The sequence below is a fragment of the Pseudomonas sp. AC172 genome (assembly GCF_979258595.1).
Genome location: NZ_OZ409868.1, coordinates 398,330 through 413,575 on the forward strand (window position 1 = coordinate 398,330; position 15,246 = coordinate 413,575).

General features: G+C 58.8%; 16 protein-coding genes. 9 read left to right on the plus strand and 7 right to left on the minus strand.

Translation table 11 applies throughout. The features are described 5' to 3' along the window. Positions 1-53 precede the first annotated feature (53 nt). On the minus strand, positions 54-1,031 hold the full coding sequence (locus ACZ0A4_RS01945) for a Bug family tripartite tricarboxylate transporter substrate binding protein (RefSeq protein ID WP_463572852.1): 978 nt from the start codon (positions 1,029-1,031) through the stop codon (positions 54-56). Positions 1,032-1,084: 53 nt separating this feature from the next. Then, entirely contained in the window at positions 1,085-2,377 is a 1,293-nt protein-coding gene (locus tag ACZ0A4_RS01950; RefSeq protein ID WP_463572854.1) for an OprD family porin, read from the minus strand. 236 nt (positions 2,378-2,613) lie between these two features. Here ACZ0A4_RS01950 and ACZ0A4_RS01955 point away from each other — a divergent pair, with 236 nt between their 5' ends. Continuing rightward, entirely contained in the window at positions 2,614-3,285 is a 672-nt protein-coding gene (locus ACZ0A4_RS01955) for a response regulator (RefSeq protein ID WP_463572855.1), read from the plus strand. Further along, complete coding sequence (locus ACZ0A4_RS01960) at positions 3,278-4,663, plus strand: sensor histidine kinase (RefSeq protein ID WP_016984705.1); 1,386 nt, start codon at positions 3,278-3,280, stop codon at positions 4,661-4,663. Before ACZ0A4_RS01955 ends, ACZ0A4_RS01960 begins: the two co-directional genes overlap by 8 nt. 108 nt (positions 4,664-4,771) lie before the next feature. Here the strand turns inward: ACZ0A4_RS01960 and ACZ0A4_RS01965 are convergent, their stop codons facing one another. Together ACZ0A4_RS01965 and ygfZ are read right to left on the minus strand one after the other, a co-directional pair. Beyond that, positions 4,772-5,593 (minus strand): HDOD domain-containing protein, encoded by an 822-nt coding sequence (locus tag ACZ0A4_RS01965; RefSeq protein ID WP_034153141.1) that lies wholly within the window; start codon positions 5,591-5,593, stop codon positions 4,772-4,774. A gap of 35 nt (positions 5,594-5,628) precedes the next feature. Further along, positions 5,629-6,570 (minus strand): CAF17-like 4Fe-4S cluster assembly/insertion protein YgfZ, encoded by a 942-nt coding sequence (gene ygfZ, locus ACZ0A4_RS01970; protein WP_463572856.1) that lies wholly within the window; start codon positions 6,568-6,570, stop codon positions 5,629-5,631. Positions 6,571-6,720: 150 nt separating this feature from the next. Between ygfZ and ACZ0A4_RS01975 the strand changes: the two genes are divergently transcribed. Both ACZ0A4_RS01975 and ACZ0A4_RS01980 read left to right on the plus strand, forming a co-directional pair. Beyond that, complete coding sequence (locus tag ACZ0A4_RS01975; RefSeq protein ID WP_053118052.1) at positions 6,721-6,975, plus strand: FAD assembly factor SdhE; 255 nt, start codon at positions 6,721-6,723, stop codon at positions 6,973-6,975. Beyond that, the gene (locus ACZ0A4_RS01980; protein ID WP_463572858.1) at positions 6,959-7,411 is read left to right on the plus strand and encodes a protein YgfX; all 453 of its coding nucleotides are present in this window, start codon (positions 6,959-6,961) and stop codon (positions 7,409-7,411) included. The genes ACZ0A4_RS01975 and ACZ0A4_RS01980 overlap by 17 nt, the downstream gene beginning before the upstream one ends. Here the strand turns inward: ACZ0A4_RS01980 and nadB are convergent. Next, entirely contained in the window at positions 7,380-8,996 is a 1,617-nt protein-coding gene (nadB, locus tag ACZ0A4_RS01985) for an L-aspartate oxidase (protein WP_463572860.1), read from the minus strand. The two genes, ACZ0A4_RS01980 and nadB, sit on opposite strands and share 32 nt — an antisense overlap. A gap of 558 nt (positions 8,997-9,554) precedes the next feature. Here nadB and rpoE point away from each other — a divergent pair. The 3 genes from rpoE to ACZ0A4_RS02000 are packed head-to-tail and all read left to right on the plus strand — an operon-like array spanning position 9,555 to position 11,728. After that, positions 9,555-10,136 (plus strand): RNA polymerase sigma factor RpoE, encoded by a 582-nt coding sequence (rpoE, locus tag ACZ0A4_RS01990; protein WP_003172477.1) that lies wholly within the window; start codon positions 9,555-9,557, stop codon positions 10,134-10,136. A gap of 30 nt (positions 10,137-10,166) precedes the next feature. Next, the gene (locus tag ACZ0A4_RS01995) at positions 10,167-10,754 is read left to right on the plus strand and encodes a sigma-E factor negative regulatory protein (protein ID WP_034153146.1); all 588 of its coding nucleotides are present in this window, start codon (positions 10,167-10,169) and stop codon (positions 10,752-10,754) included. An 8-nt stretch (positions 10,755-10,762) separates the two neighbouring features. Further along, on the plus strand, positions 10,763-11,728 hold the full coding sequence (locus ACZ0A4_RS02000) for a MucB/RseB C-terminal domain-containing protein (RefSeq protein WP_463572861.1): 966 nt from the start codon (positions 10,763-10,765) through the stop codon (positions 11,726-11,728). A 14-nt stretch (positions 11,729-11,742) separates the two neighbouring features. Here ACZ0A4_RS02000 and ACZ0A4_RS02005 read toward each other — a convergent pair whose 3' ends face one another. Next, positions 11,743-11,904, minus strand: coding sequence for a hypothetical protein (locus tag ACZ0A4_RS02005; protein ID WP_463572863.1), 162 nt, complete (start codon positions 11,902-11,904; stop codon positions 11,743-11,745). A gap of 34 nt (positions 11,905-11,938) precedes the next feature. Here ACZ0A4_RS02005 and ACZ0A4_RS02010 point away from each other — a divergent pair, with 34 nt between their 5' ends. Next, a complete protein-coding gene (locus ACZ0A4_RS02010; RefSeq protein ID WP_463572864.1) occupies positions 11,939-13,372 on the plus strand; it encodes a DegQ family serine endoprotease in 1,434 nt (477 codons plus the stop codon). Between the two features lie 81 nt (positions 13,373-13,453). On the opposite strand, the gene ACZ0A4_RS02015 is transcribed toward ACZ0A4_RS02010, so the two are convergent. After that, positions 13,454-14,887 (minus strand): M48 family metalloprotease, encoded by a 1,434-nt coding sequence (locus tag ACZ0A4_RS02015; protein WP_016984698.1) that lies wholly within the window; start codon positions 14,885-14,887, stop codon positions 13,454-13,456. Positions 14,888-14,985: 98 nt separating this feature from the next. On the opposite strand from ACZ0A4_RS02015, the gene ACZ0A4_RS02020 reads away from it, so the two are divergent. Continuing rightward, positions 14,986-15,225, plus strand: coding sequence for a sulfurtransferase TusA family protein (locus tag ACZ0A4_RS02020; RefSeq protein WP_435035377.1), 240 nt, complete (start codon positions 14,986-14,988; stop codon positions 15,223-15,225). The last annotated feature ends 21 nt before the right edge of the window (positions 15,226-15,246 follow it).

Here is a 15,246-nt window from a genome sequence, read left to right on the forward strand (position 1 = left end):
TCCTGGACCATGCCCCTGATGCGCAGGGGCACGGCCGTGGGATGCAGGGACGGTTACTGGATCAGGCCGAACTCTTTGGCCAGCACTTTGTAGTCCGCTACCTGTTTCTTCACATAGGTGTCCAGTTCCGGGCCAGTCATGGCGAACGGGAACAGTTCACGCTGATCGCGCAGCTTGGCAAACTCATCGGAAGCCAGCAGTTTGTCGAACGAGTCTTTCCACCAGGCGTAGTCTTCATCGCTGACTTTTGGCCCCAGGTAGAAGCCGCGCACCACTGGCCAGACGATGTCGTAGCCTTGCTCGCGAGCAGTCGGGATGTCTTTCATTTCCGGCTCGTCGAGGCGCTTGTCGGCGAACACCGCGAGCAGGCGCATGTCACCGCTCTGGATGTGCGGCATGGAGTCGGAGATGTCGGTACTGCCGACCTGGATGTGTCCGCCGAGCAGGGCGGTGGCGATTTCGCCGCCACCTTCGAGCGCCACGTAACGCAGGTCGCGCGGGTTGATCCCGGCAGCCTTGGCGATCAATGCGGTTTGCATCCAGTCCTGGCTGCCGACGGTGCCGCCGGAACCGATCACCACGGAGCCTGGATCTTTTTTCAGCGCCTGAACGAGATCGTCGAGGGTCTTGTAGGGCGAATCGCTTTTCACCGCGATGGCGCCGTAGCTGGTGCCGACGGCTGCCAGCCAGCGCACGTTGGTTTCATCAAAGCGACCGAACTTGCCTTGCGCCAGGTTCAACAGCGAACCACTCGACCACGCGACCAGCGTGCCGGCATCGGCAGGACGCTGAGCGACTACGGCGTTATAGGCCACCGCGCCGACACCGCCGGGCATGTAGGTCACACGCATCGGTTTGCTCAGCAGTTTCTGGTTGACCAGTGCGCTCTGCACCAGTTTGCAGGTCAGGTCGAAACCACCGCCGGGGGAGGCCGGGGCGATGCATTCCGGACGTTTCGGTTCAGCCATCAGTTGGCCGGCAAACAGGATGCAACTGGCGGCCAGTGCAACTTTACGCAGTGACAGGTTCATTCGATTCTCCACGGGCATTGTTGTTATTCGACGTGTTTTTCACTTACGGGCAGTTACCAAAGTGCGACGCTGTAGCTCACCAGCAAACGCACTTCGTCTGCATCGCGAGCCGAGTAGTTGGAGCGGTAAGTGGCATTACGCAAACGCACGGCGACATCCTTCAAGGCGCCGCTTTGTACTACATATTTGATCTCGGTGTTGCGTTCCCACTCTTTGCCTTCTTCGCCGTTCTTGAGCTTGATGTTGTCACCGCTCAAGTAGCGGCTCATGAAGCTAAGGCCTGGGATGCCGAGCTTGGCGAAGTCGAAGTCGTAGCGTGCCTGCCAGGAGTGTTCTTCAGCGCCGGCAAAGTCATTGATCTGCACGAAGTTGACCAGGTACGGGTCGCTGCCATCGACGTAGGGGAAGGCGCTGTCGCCGGACATGTGCTGATAACCGGCGCTGAACTTGTGGCCGCTCAGCGCGTAGCTGACCAGACCGTTGAGCGAGCGGTTGTCGATCTCGCCGCCACGGGCTGCGCCCTGATCATCACTGACGGCGAAACGCAGGTCAGTGGCAAACGTGCCGGGGCCCATCGGACGCGAGGCAACGAGTCCAAAGAAGTGCTGGTTATAGACTTCGTCGAGTTGCGCGAAGTGGTAACTGCCGGTGATCTTGTCGGTGAACTTGTAGTCGACGCCGCCAAAATCGAAATGCTTGCCGGCCGCGGTGCCAGCAAAACGGCTGTTCTTGTTGTTGAGGGCGATGTCCTCGAAATCGGTGCTGTCGCGATCCTTGGCTTTTTCCAGACGGCCGCCGGTGAAGGTCAGGTTCTTGATCTCTTTGGAGGTCAGCAAACCACCTTCAAAGGTCTGCGGCAGGATGCGCCCGTCGTTGGGTTTGAGGATCGGCAGTTCGGGAATCAGGCTGCCGATTTTCAGTTCCGTGGCAGAGATTTTCACTTTGCCGGTCAGGCCGACTTTGGAGTATTCATCGGCGGCGCGCCCGTCATCATGGGTTGGCAGCAGGCCGGTGCCGGTACGGTCTGGACTCGAATCAAGTTTTACCCCAAGCATGCCCAACGCATCGACACCGAACCCCACGGTGCCATCGGTGTAGCCCGATTGCAGATTGAGCATGAAACCCTGGGCCCATTCGTCACGCTTGGATTGCTGTGCACTGGTGCCATCGCGAAAGTCGCGGTTGAAATACATGTTGCGGGTTTCGAAGGTGGCGCTGCTGTCTTCAATGAAGTCGGCAAAACTCAACGGCGAAAAACCGGCAAGGGCGGCGGCACTGGCGATGGCGGTGTGGCTGAAACGGGAAGGACGAACAGGCACAGGTGCCTTGGTCTGCATGGACGGCATGCGGGTGTACTCCGTTTATTGTTCTTATTGGTGGAAAACGCTTCGAGGCGTTTTTCTTTGCGCTGTGTGGCATCAGCGACGGCAGTCGGAACTGTCCGTGGGCCGACTCTAACCAGCTAACCTTTCGCTAACCTTTCAGCAGACTTTCAAGGTTTTCTGGCTTCACAGCGGCGGTTGCGGCTGTAAACTCCGCGGCAAAGCGTGGCGTCGGCCATCCCTGAACGAGGTAAAAATTCATGCGTGTTCTGCTCGTCGAAGACCATCTGCAACTGGCCGAAAGTGTCGCTCAGGCGCTCAAGGGCACGGGTCTGACCGTGGATGTGTTGCACGATGGCGTGGCCGCCGATCTGGCGCTGGGCAGTGAGGAATACGCCGTGGCGATCCTTGATGTCGGCCTGCCGCGCATGGACGGTTTCGAGGTGCTGGCGCGGTTGCGCGCACGTGGGAAAAATCTGCCGGTGCTGATGCTCACCGCGCGCAGTGATGTGAAAGATCGCGTCCATGGTCTCAATCTGGGCGCCGACGATTACCTCGCCAAACCGTTCGAACTGACTGAACTGGAGGCGCGGGTCAAAGCCTTGCTGCGCCGCAGTGTGTTGGGTGGTGAACGCCAGCAACGTTGTGGCGTGCTGGCCTATGACCTCGACACCCGGCGCTTCACCCTTGGCGAAGAATTGCTGACCCTGACATCCCGCGAGCAAGCGGTGCTGGAAGCGCTGATCGCCCGGCCGGGGCGGGTGATGAGCAAGGAACAACTGGCCTCCCAGGTGTTCGGTCTCGACGAAGAAGCCAGCCCCGACGCGATCGAAATCTACGTGCATCGCTTGCGCAAGAAACTCGACGGCCAACCGGTGGCGATCGTGACTTTCCGTGGACTTGGTTATCTGCTGGAAAGCCGCGATGCATAAGCCCAGCAGCCTGCGCTGGCGGTTGTTGTGGAACCTCGCATTGCTGCTGGTGGTGTTGATGCTCGCCAGTGGCTTGAGCGCGTACTGGAATGGTCGCGAAGCCGCCGACACCGCGTATGACCGCACGCTGCTGGCCTCGGCGCGGACCATCGCTGCGGGCCTGTCGCAACGTGACGGCACACTGAGCGCCGACGTGCCTTACGTCGCACTCGACACCTTCGCTTATGACAGCGCCGGGCGGATTTACTATCAGGTCAATGACATCCATCAGAAGCTGATTTCCGGCTATGAAAATCTGCCTGGTCCACCGCCGGGGACGCCGCGAACCGACAGTTATCCAGCGTTGGCACGCTTTTACAACGCCACCTACAAAGGGCAGAACGTGCGCGTGGTCAGCCTGCTGAAAGCGGTGACCGAACCGAACATGAACGGCATGGCGGAAATTCGCGTCGCCGAAACCGACGAAGCACGAGTGAGCATGGCGCGCAGTCTGGCGGCCGATACGTTGCTGCGCCTAGGCATGTTGGCGATCGGAGCATTGCTGCTGGTGTGGTTTGCGGTCAGTGCCGCATTGCGCCCGTTGGAGCGCTTGCGTACAGCGGTGGAAGAGCGGCAGCCCGATGACTTGCGGCCGCTGCCATTGGTTGAAGTGCAGCATGAGCTGTGGCCTTTGGTGCGCGGGCTCAATCATTTCACCGAGCGCTTGCGTGGTCAGTTCGAACGGCAGGCGCAATTCATCGCCGATGCGGCCCATGAGTTGCGCACGCCATTGGCGGCACTGAAAGCGCGGCTTGAATTGGGCCTGCGTTCGAACGAGCCCGAGACGTGGCGCACGACATTGGAATCTTCTGCGCAAAGCACCGATCGCCTGACCCATCTGGCCAATCAGTTGCTGTCGCTGGCGCGCGTCGAAAATGGTGCCCGGGCGATTGCCGAAGGCGGTGCGCAGTTACTCGATCTGAGTCAGTTGGCCCGGGAACTGGGCATGGCCATGGCGCCGTTGGCGCACAAGCGCGGTGTGGCGTTGGCGCTGGAGGCGGACGAACCGGTGTGGTTACGCGGTGAGCCGACGTTGCTCAATGAGTTGCTGAGCAATCTGGTGGACAACGCATTGGCGCACACGCCGCCGGGTGGCAATGTGATTTTGCGGGTGACGGCGCCGGCGGTGTTGGAAGTTGAAGATGATGGGCCGGGGATTCCGCTGGAAGAGCGCGATCGGGTGTTTGAGCGGTTTTACCGGCGCAATCAGCAGGTGGCCGGTTCGGGGCTGGGGCTGGCGATTGTTGGAGAGATCTGCCGGGCGCATCTGGCGCAGATCAGTTTGCATGACGGTGAGCAGGCGGGGTTGAAGGTGCGGGTCAGTTTTATTGCCGGGTGATTTTGCGGTGTTCTTGCAGGCCCCTTCGCGAGCAAGCTCGCTCCCACTTTGGAATGCATTTTCCTGTGAGAGCGAGCTTGCTCGCGAAGGGCGCGCCTCGGTCTCGGATCAGTAAAACATCGTCCGCGATTCTTCCAGATCTTCACACAGCGCTTTGTTTTCCGGATCAATCCCAAGCTTCCTGAACGCCGGCACACTCAGCGGATCAATCCGCGCAAACGGATGATCAGTGTCCTTGTGGCAATACAGACTCGCCACCTGCACCAGATCGACGTAATCAATGGCCGTCGAATCGCGTTTGAAGTCCTGATAGCGCCCCGGCAATTCCACCAGTCGCTCCGGGAACTCCCAGACCCGCAGGAGCTTGTCGCCCAGCAAAGGATGAATGTGGTCGATCACATGGTTGAGGCTGACCGGATCCGACAGCAGTTCGTAGTGATCCTCGGCGTAAGTCAGAATCGGTAGCACACCGATCTGGTGCACCAGCCCGCCGAGCGCTGCCTGATCGGGTTTGAGCTGCGTGTAGCGGCGACACAGCGCATAACTGACCCCGGCAATTTCCAGGCTCTTGCGCCAGACTTCGCGCATCTTCTGCTCGACCACTTCGGAGCGCGCGTGGAAGATCTGCTCCATCACCAGACCGATCGCCAGGTTGCTGCTGTAGTTGATGCCCAACCGGGTGATGGCCGTGTGCAGGTCGGTGACTTCCTGTGCGGCGCGCAGCAACGGGCTGTTGACCACTTTGATCAGGCGCGCCGACAGCGCCGTGTCACGGCCGATCACTTTGCTCAGGTCGCTGACGCTGATCTCCGGGTCTTCAGCGGCCTTGCGAATCTGCAGGGCCACTTCCGGCAGCGTGGGCAGAACCAGGTCATCGTTATCGATGGCCTCAACCAAATCCTGTTGGACTTTTTCCGCCAGTTCGCTCATTTAAACTCTCTAGGGTGTTGCAACAAATGCTGCGATCAGCGCTGGATTTCGCGGTCGCGATCCAGTTCATAAGGCAGGTCGAGCAAGTGCAGCGCCGGGCCTTCAAGAGCGCCCACATGCAGATCACCGGCTTCGGCAGCTTCGGCCTGCAGCACCGCCAGGAGTTCAATGTTCTGTCCGGCATGGGCGGCCAGCACCACTTCGCCGATGGAGCTGTTGTGGCTAGGCGCAAACAGTTGGGTGCCGGGCTCCGGCAAATCAGCAGCGTCCAGGCTCAAGCGATACAAGCGACGCTTGAGTTTGCCCAGGTACTGCATGCGCGCGACGATTTCCTGGCCGGTGTAGCAGCCTTTCTTGAAACTCACGCCGCCGACGGCTTGCAGGTTGAGCATTTGCGGAATGAACAGCTCGCGGGTGCTCGGCATGACCTGGCCGATACCGGCGCGGATCTGCCCCAGCAACCACTGATTCAGTCCGGCTTCAGGCAGGGCTGAGGACAATTTGGCTTTGAGGGCATCCGCCTGATCGGCCGGTGCCCAGAGTTCGGCGCGATCGGGTGAGACGCGAATCGCGATAAGGCTTTCAATACGCACAACGCTGTCGGTTTCTGCCGGCAGGTCCAGACCGAGGCTGGTCAAGGCGCTGTCGCCATGCTCCAGACCGAAGCGCACCCAGGTGGCGCTTTCATCGGTCAGTTTCGATTTGGAGAACACCGCGTACTTTTTCAGGTCTGCCAGTTGCGGCTCCAGCAGCTCGCTGGCCATCGCCAGAACCACGCCATCACCTTCGAGCAGAATGCGGAAGCTCGACTGCATCCGGCCTTTCTGCGTGCAGCGGGCGCCGAGGCTGGCGCGGTTGTCGCTCAGGTAATTGAGATTGCAGGTCAACTGGCCTTGCAGGAATTTTCCGGCATCCGCGCCGCGAACCGCGAGAACGCCTTCATGAGACAGGGTGCAGAAAAAAGCAGAATCGGCCATGGGTCATCGCAGGGTAAATAGACTGGGGCACATCATAAGGGCGCGTTGTTGAAATGGGTAGTTGATAAAGGATCGGTGGTCCCCGACCAAAGCCGACTGTGCGACCCGTCCCGGGGCTGTATACTTGCCGCCAAATTTGAGGAGGGCTCCATGGTCGAACAAGTTGAACTGAATCGCCTCTTTTGGCACAGCCGTCGCGGCATGCTTGAGCTTGACGTGTTACTGGTGCCGTTCGTAAAAGAGGTTTACGCGACGTTGAACCAGGTGGATCGCGATCTGTATGTGCGTCTGCTGACGTGCGAGGATCAGGACATGTTCGGCTGGTTCATGGAGCGCAGCGAGTCTGAAGATCCGGAACTGCAGCGCATGGTTCGCATGATACTGGACCGTGTCCAGCCCAAGTAACACGTTCGAATGCCGCTGGCATGCCTCACGGCAGTTGCTGGCGGCGTATCTGTTGGCCCAGGCGTTCGCTCTGGGTGCATTGTTCCTGCTATCGATTCCACTCTGGGCCAACGTGCTCGGGGCTTTTGGCTGTCTGCTGCATGGGTTTTGGACGTTGCCACGGCACATTTTGCTGACTCACCGAACGGCTTTCTGCGGATTACGCCGCGATGCTGATGGCTGGCAGTTATGGAATCAGGCCAATGGTTGGCAAGCCGTGCAGTTGAGGCCGGACAGCCTGGCGCTGCCATTGATCGTGGTGTTGCGTTTTCGTCTGCGCGGGGAATGGCGGGTCAGATCGATCTGCGTGCCGCGAGACTCACAGGCGGCCGATATCCATCGACGCCTGCGAGTGCGGCTCAAATTCAGCCGACGTAGGTGGGCGGCACCAGAATAGTGTCGAGCGCTTCGGGCAGCATGTCCGGATAGTCGAGGGTGTAATGCAGACCGCGACTTTCCTTGCGCTCCATGGCTGAGCAGATCATCAGTTCGGCCACTTGCGCCAGATTGCGCAGCTCGATCAGATCGCGGCTGACTTTATAGTTGCTGTAGAACTCGTCGATCTCGTCCAGCAACAGACGCACGCGGTGTTGAGCCCGCTGCAGGCGCTTGTTGGTGCGCACGATGCCGACGTAGTCCCACATGAACCGCCGCAGTTCATCCCAGTTGTGCGCGATGATCACATCCTCGTCCGAGTCGGTCACCTGGCTGGCGTCCCAGACGGGCAGGGTGTTTGGCGCAGAGATATCATCCAGTTGCGCGAGGATGTCCGCCGCAGCCGAGCGCGCATAGACGAAGCATTCCAGCAGTGAATTGCTGGCCATGCGGTTGGCACCATGCAGGCCGGTGAAGCTGGTTTCGCCGATGGCATACAGACCGGGCACATCGGTGCGACCGTTCTGATCGACCATCACGCCGCCGCAGGTGTAATGCGCGGCAGGCACGACCGGGATCGGCTGCTTGGTGATGTCGATGCCGAAACCCAGGCAGCGCTCATAAACAGTGGGGAAGTGACTTTTAATGAACGCTTCGGGCTTGTGGCTGATGTCGAGATAGACGCAGTCGACACCCAGACGCTTCATTTCATGGTCGATGGCGCGGGCGACGATGTCGCGCGGCGCCAGTTCGGCGCGCTTGTCGAAGCGAGACATGAAGCGTTCGCCATTGGGCAGCTTCAAATGGGCGCCTTCGCCGCGCAGGGCTTCGGTGATCAGAAAACTCTTGGCCTGCGGGTGATACAGGCAGGTCGGGTGGAACTGGTTGAATTCCAGGTTCGCCACCCGGCAACCCGAGCGCCAGGCCATGGCGATGCCATCACCGCAGGCACCATCGGGGTTGCTGGTATAGAGGTAGACCTTGGCGGCGCCGCCCGAGGCCAGAATCACAAAGCGTGCGCCGTAAGTGTCGACTTCACCGGTCTTGCGGTTGAGTACGTAGGCGCCGAGGCAGCGCTCGCCGTCCATGCCCAAGCGTCGTTCAGTGATCAGATCAACGGCAACCCGCTGCTCCAGCAGTTCGATGTTCGAACGTTCTTTGGCCTGAGCCAGCAAGGTTTTGAAAATCGCCGCGCCGGTGGCATCGGCCGCGTGGATGATGCGTCGATGGCTGTGACCGCCCTCGCGGGTCAGGTGGAATTCGAATCCACCATCTTCAGTGCCGGACTGCTCGTCGCGGGTGAACGGAACGCCTTGGTCGATCAGCCACTGGATGGCTTCGCGGCTGTGCTCCACGGTGAAACGCACGGCGTCTTCATGACACAGGCCGCCGCCCGCATTCAGGGTGTCATCGACATGTGATTCGACAGTATCGGTATCGTCGAGCACGGCAGCGACGCCACCCTGAGCCCAGAACGTCGAACCGTTGGCCAGATCGCCTTTGCTCAATACGGCAATGCGCAAATGACCCGGCAGGGTCAGCGCGAGACTCAAACCGGCAGCACCGCTGCCTATGACCAGAACATCATGTTGGAATTGTTGGCTCATTACAGGATTCCGCTCAAAGCGACCCGGGTCGGGGGTGGCGCAAGACCGCTGGATCGGCGAGTCAAGACAGCCACACAGCCCACTAGTATATAGAGGGGTGGGGCGGCACAATAGCCGGGCCGATATGGCATTGTGAAACTACTGTGACGGAAAAAACCGGGTGCTTCGTCGGAAGCTTTTTCCCGCCGTTTGGGGAAAAGGCGACTGTATCGGCGCTGAAACAGACTTTTTCTGCACAGGGTTGCCCAATGTCGGGTGGCGACGTCTATAAATAATTGGAACTTTTGCCAAAGGCCCAAGATCAATAGTCGGTGCCAGAGATAAGGGACAGTGTCGGCTTCAGTGCGGAATCTGCGGTTGGATTCCTGCCGGCGAAACCGATGACAAGATTATTCGCGCAGCCGGTTTATCCCGAGCTGCGTTTTTCGTGCGTGCCAAATCAGAGCCCGCAGGAAACTTGCCTTGAGGGGGAGAACTTTTGCGAAAAGCCCGAGTCTATGTTTGCAAGTCTGGTCGTTTAGTTATGCAAGTCTCCTCCGGGCTTATCGAGGAGTGTTCATGCTAACCCAGGAAGAGGATCAGCAGCTGGTCGAGCGCGTTCAACGCGGCGACAAGCGAGCTTTCGATCTGTTGGTGCTGAAGTATCAGCACAAGATTCTCGGGTTGATCGTGCGTTTTGTGCACGACACCCATGAAGCCCAGGACGTGGCTCAGGAAGCCTTTATCAAGGCGTATCGAGCACTTGGAAACTTTCGCGGCGACAGTGCGTTTTATACGTGGCTGTACCGTATTGCCATTAACACGGCGAAGAACTACCTGGTTTCACGCGGCCGTCGGCCGCCGGATAGCGATGTAAGTTCCGAGGATGCAGAATTCTACGATGGCGATCATGGCCTCAAGGATCTCGAGTCACCAGAACGTGCACTGCTGCGGGATGAGATCGAAGGCACCGTCCATCGAACCATTCAGCAACTGCCAGAGGATTTGCGTACGGCTTTAACTTTACGTGAATTCGATGGTCTGAGTTACGAGGACATTGCGAGCGTCATGCAATGTCCGGTGGGTACCGTGCGCTCCCGGATTTTCCGCGCCCGGGAGGCCATCGATAAAGCCCTGCAGCCGTTGTTGCAGGAAAACTGAGACAGCGGCGACAGCCAAGAGAGGAACGCCATGAGTCGTGAAGCCCTGCAGGAATCGCTGTCCGCAGTGATGGATAACGAAGCGGACGAACTGGAATTGCGTCGAGTGCTCAATGCACTGGATGATGTTGATACCCGTGAGACCTGGGCTCGTTACCAGATCGCTCGGGCAGCCATGCACAAGGATCTGCTGCTCCCACGTCTGGATATCGCTGCGGCAGTGTCTGCTGCACTGGAAGACGAAACGGCTCCGGCCAAAGTATCCCGCAGCCCATGGCGCAACCTCGGCCGTCTGGCTGTTGCAGCCTCGGTAACTGTTGCCGTTCTGGCCGGTGTTCGCCTGTACAACCAGGACGAAATCGCTGGTGTTGAACTGGCTCAGCAATCCAATCAGCCAACCCTGGCCACTCCACAGGTCAAAGGTCCGGCTGTTCTGGCGGGTTATAGTGAGAGCTCGGAAGCCACTGGCCCTATGGCCAATGGCGTACTGCAAGGTCAGCCAGGCTGGCACGATCAGCGTCTGCCGGGTTATTTGCGCCAGCACGCTCAACAGGCTGCACTGAAAGGCACTGAAAGCGCGTTGCCATACGCACGTGCAGCAAGTCTGGAAAACCGTTAAGGAGGATCATGCGCGCCATACCTCTACTTTCGCTTCTGCTCAGTGGCTGGTTCATTGTTCCAGCCCACGCTGATGAGGCCCAGGACTGGTTGACCCGTCTGGGCCAGGCCGAGCAGCAGCAAAGCTTTCACGGCACATTCGTTTACGAGCGTAACGGTAGCTTTTCTACCCATAACATCTGGCATCGCGTCCAGAATGGCCAGGTCCGCGAGCGTTTACTCCAGCTCGACGGTTCGGCGCAGGAAGTCGTGCGCATTGATGGACACACTCAATGCGTCAGCGGCACCCTGATTGCCGGGCTGGGGGATTCTCCCAATTCAGCCGCTCGTCCTCTCGATCCGCAAAAGCTGAAAAACTGGTATGACCTTGCCGTCATTGGCAAATCGCGCGTGGCCGGGCGAGATGCAGTGATCGTATCGCTGACACCTCGCGACCAGCATCGTTACGGCTTCGAATTGCATCTGGACAAGAAAACGGGCTTGCCGCTGAAGTCGTTGCTTCTGAACGATAAGGGGCAGTTGCTCGAACGCTTCCAATTCACCAGTCTCGATACTGACGAAGTTCCTTCGGACAAGGATTTGCAGGCTGATGCCGACTGTAAAGCGATTACGCTCGACAGCGACAAGGCCTCGGCCATCAAGACCGCACAGGTCTGGCATTCTGAATGGCTACCACCTGGTTTTGAATTGACCAGCAGCACCTCGCACAAGGATCCGGAAACCAAGACACAGGTCAACAGCCTGCTGTATGACGACGGTCTGGCGCGTTTTTCGGTTTTTCTTGAGCCATTGAACGGCGCAACCGTCACTGACACGCGGACTCAACTGGGGCCGACCGTTGCCGTTTCCCGTCGCCTGACCACACCCGAAGGCGAAATGATGGTGACGGTCGTGGGCGAGATCCCGATTGGCACCGCCGAACGAATTGCTCTGTCGATGCGGAATACCGATGGCTCTGCAACCAGTAAGCAATGAGCTGATTTCAGTCGTTAGCACTTCTTCGTCGAGACGTAGATGAAATGTTTGCTGAGCATTTTCATTTGCAAATACCCCGAAAATTTTTTATAGGTCAGAGCCTCACGGCTCTGGCCTTGTTTGTTGTTGCCGGAACAAAAATGCCGGTCGGTGGTTTCCGGTGTTCCTTGCTCCATATCGCTTAACCCTGCTCGTCGTAACGGGAGCTGTATGTCGATACCAAGTTTGAAATCTTATCTCTCCATTTTCGCCACCGTGCTGCTGCTCGGTCAGGTAGTCCCTGCTGCACAAGCGGCCGATCTGCCTGACTTCACCCAATTGGTCGAACAGGCGTCGCCAGCCGTGGTGAACATCAGTACCACGCAGAAACTGCCGGATCGCAAAGTGAACCAGCAGATGCCTGATCTGGAAGGTCTGCCGCCGATGCTGCGCGAGTTTTTCGAGCGTGGCATGCCGCCTCAACAGCGTTCGCCGGGCGGTGGTGGTCGTCAGCGTGAAGCGCAGTCGCTGGGTTCAGGCTTCATCATTTCCTCGGATGGCTACATCCTGACCAACAACCACGTGATCGCCGATGCCGACGAAATCCTCGTCCGCCTCGCCGACCGCAGCGAAATGAAAGCCAAGCTGGTCGGCACCGACCCGCGCTCCGACGTGGCGTTGCTGAAAATCGAAGGCAAGGATCTGCCGGTGCTCAAGCTCGGTAAATCCCAGGACCTGAAAGCCGGCCAGTGGGTTGTGGCGATCGGTTCGCCATTTGGCTTTGACCACACGGTGACCCAAGGTATCGTCAGCGCCGTTGGCCGTAGCCTGCCGAACGAAAACTACGTGCCGTTCATTCAGACTGACGTACCGATCAATCCGGGTAACTCCGGTGGTCCGCTGTTCAACCTGAACGGTGAAGTGGTCGGGATCAACTCGCAGATCTACACCCGCTCCGGCGGCTTCATGGGTGTGTCGTTCGCGATTCCTATCGACGTGGCGATGGACGTATCCAATCAGCTGAAGAGCGGTGGCAAGGTCAGCCGTGGCTGGCTGGGTGTGGTCATCCAGGAGGTGAACAAGGATCTGGCCGAGTCGTTCGGTCTGGAAAAACCTGCCGGCGCGCTGGTTGCCCAGATTCAGGATGACGGTCCGGCAGCCAAAGGTGGCCTGCAAGTCGGTGACGTGATCCTGAGCATGAATGGCCAGCCGATCGTCATGTCTGCTGACTTGCCGCATCTGGTCGGCGCACTGAAAGCTGGCGCCAAGGCCAATCTGGAAGTGATTCGTGAAGGCAAGCGCAAGAACGTCGAACTGACAGTTGGTGCGATTCCTGACGAAGACAAAGAACTGGATGCGTTGCCGAAATCCGGCACTGAAAGCACCAGCAATCGCCTCGGTGTTTCGGTAGGCGAGCTGACCGCCGAGCAGAAGAAAACCTACGACCTCAAAGGTGGTGTGGTAATCAAGGAAGTGCAGGACGGTCCTGCGGCCCTGATTGGTCTGCAGCCAGGTGACGTGATTACTCACCTGAACAACCAGGCCATCGGCTCCACCAAGGAGTTCGGCGAGATCGCCAAAGCGCTGCCGAAGAATCGTTCGGTGTCGATGCGCGTTCTGCGTCAAGGTCGGGCCAGCTTCATCACCTTCAAACTGGCTGAGTAACCCAGCGCAAAGGTAAAAAAGAAACCGCCTCGAGAGAGGCGGTTTTTTTATGCCTGAAGCTTTTGTCCCGGCGAGTAACGATCAGCCCATCATGTCTTTGATCATCCGCTCCTGTTCCATCAGCTCACGCTGACGGGCATCGATTCGCGAGGATAGCGGGAAGTTGCTGCCGGCCTTGCGCTTGGCAAAGTCCAGCTGTTGTATCGCCTGGCGATAATCGCCGACCAATGCGAAGTACTCGGCGCGCGCCTGATGCAGGCCAATGATGTTGCCGGACAAGCCACGTGTTTCGGCGACCTGATACCAGACGTCCGGATCATCCGGGCGTGATTTGAGTAACGCTTCCAGGGCCTTCTCGGCATCCGGCGCGCGATTCTGTTTCAGCAGTAAATCCACACGAACCTGATTCAGCGGATAGTTGCCCGGATATTGCGTAAGCATCCGGTCAACCCGCGATTGCGCATCCGGCAGGCGATTGTTGGTGATGTCCAGATCGACCTGGGCAAGGTTGTAGATGATTTCGTTCGGCGAGGTCGCCAGCAATTGCTTCAGATTCTCGCGAGCCTCATTCAACTGGCCACCCTTGATCTGCGCAATCGCTAAGCCATAGCGCGCCACATCGTTTTTCGGATTCTCATCCAGCTGCGCACGAAAACGCTTGGCGCCCAGGCCCGGGGTTTCTTCGTAGATCAACTGCACGCGCGCGCGGATCAACTGATAGCGCTTGGAGTCTTCAATACCGCCTGGTTTGGCCTGTTCGGCACGGTTGCGGGTGTCGGCGATACGCGATTCGGTTACCGGGTGAGTCAGCAGGAATTCCGGTGGCTTGGCGTCGAAACGATATTGACGCATCAAGCGTTCGAACATGGTCGGCATCGATCGCGGGTCGTACCCGGCCTTTTCCAGGTTGAGAATGCCGATGCGGTCGGCTTCCTGTTCGTTCTGTCGGGAGAAGGTCCGTTGCGACTGGATCGCCGCCGCTTGAGTGCCGGCGATGGTCGCGATCCCTGCATCACCGCCGCCGGCCGCGGCAATGACGATTCCGGCCAGCAGCGCAGCCATCATCGGCACCTGCATCCGCTGCGAAGCTTCGACGCCGCGCGCGAAGTGACGTTGCGACAAGTGCGCCAATTCGTGGGCGAGTACGGAAGCGTATTCACCTTCGGTCTGCGCATTGAGAAACAGGCCGCCGTTGACCCCGACCACACCGCCTGGCGCCGCGAAGGCGTTGAGCTGCGGGCTGTTGATCAGAATGAATTCGAGGCGCCGGTCGGTTACCTGGCTGGTTTCCACCAGCTTGTACACGCTGGACTCGACGTAGTCCTTGAGCTGCGGATCATTGAGCTGTGAAACCTGGCTGCGCAACATGGCCAGCCACGCGCGGCCGAGCTGGTATTCCTGTTGCGGCGAGACAATGGCAGAACTGGCGTCGCCGAGTGACGGCAGATCGTCGGCAAAGCCTGGTGAGGCGAGCAGGCAAGCGAGCGTCAGCAGGGTAGGGCGCAGAAAAGTCATGCACAAAGCCTTAGAAGACAAAGACCTTACTGTAGCCGGACACCGGAGCTGCGACCAGATATTCTAGGCAGCTCGACGACCCGATCCGGAGTGACGCAATGACTGACGCTGTAGCCCATGACGTGGAACTGGACGCCAGTGGCCTGAATTGTCCGTTGCCGTTGCTCAAGGCAAAAATGGAACTCAACAAACTCCAGAGTGGCGCTGTCCTCAAGGTCATCGCGACCGACGCAGGCTCACAGCGCGACTTTCGCACCTTTGCCAAATTGGCCGGTCATACGCTGCTGCGCGAAGAAGACGACGCAGGCGTTTACCGTTACTGGTTGAAAAAGGCCTGAAACCGACAGCGTAAAAGACCT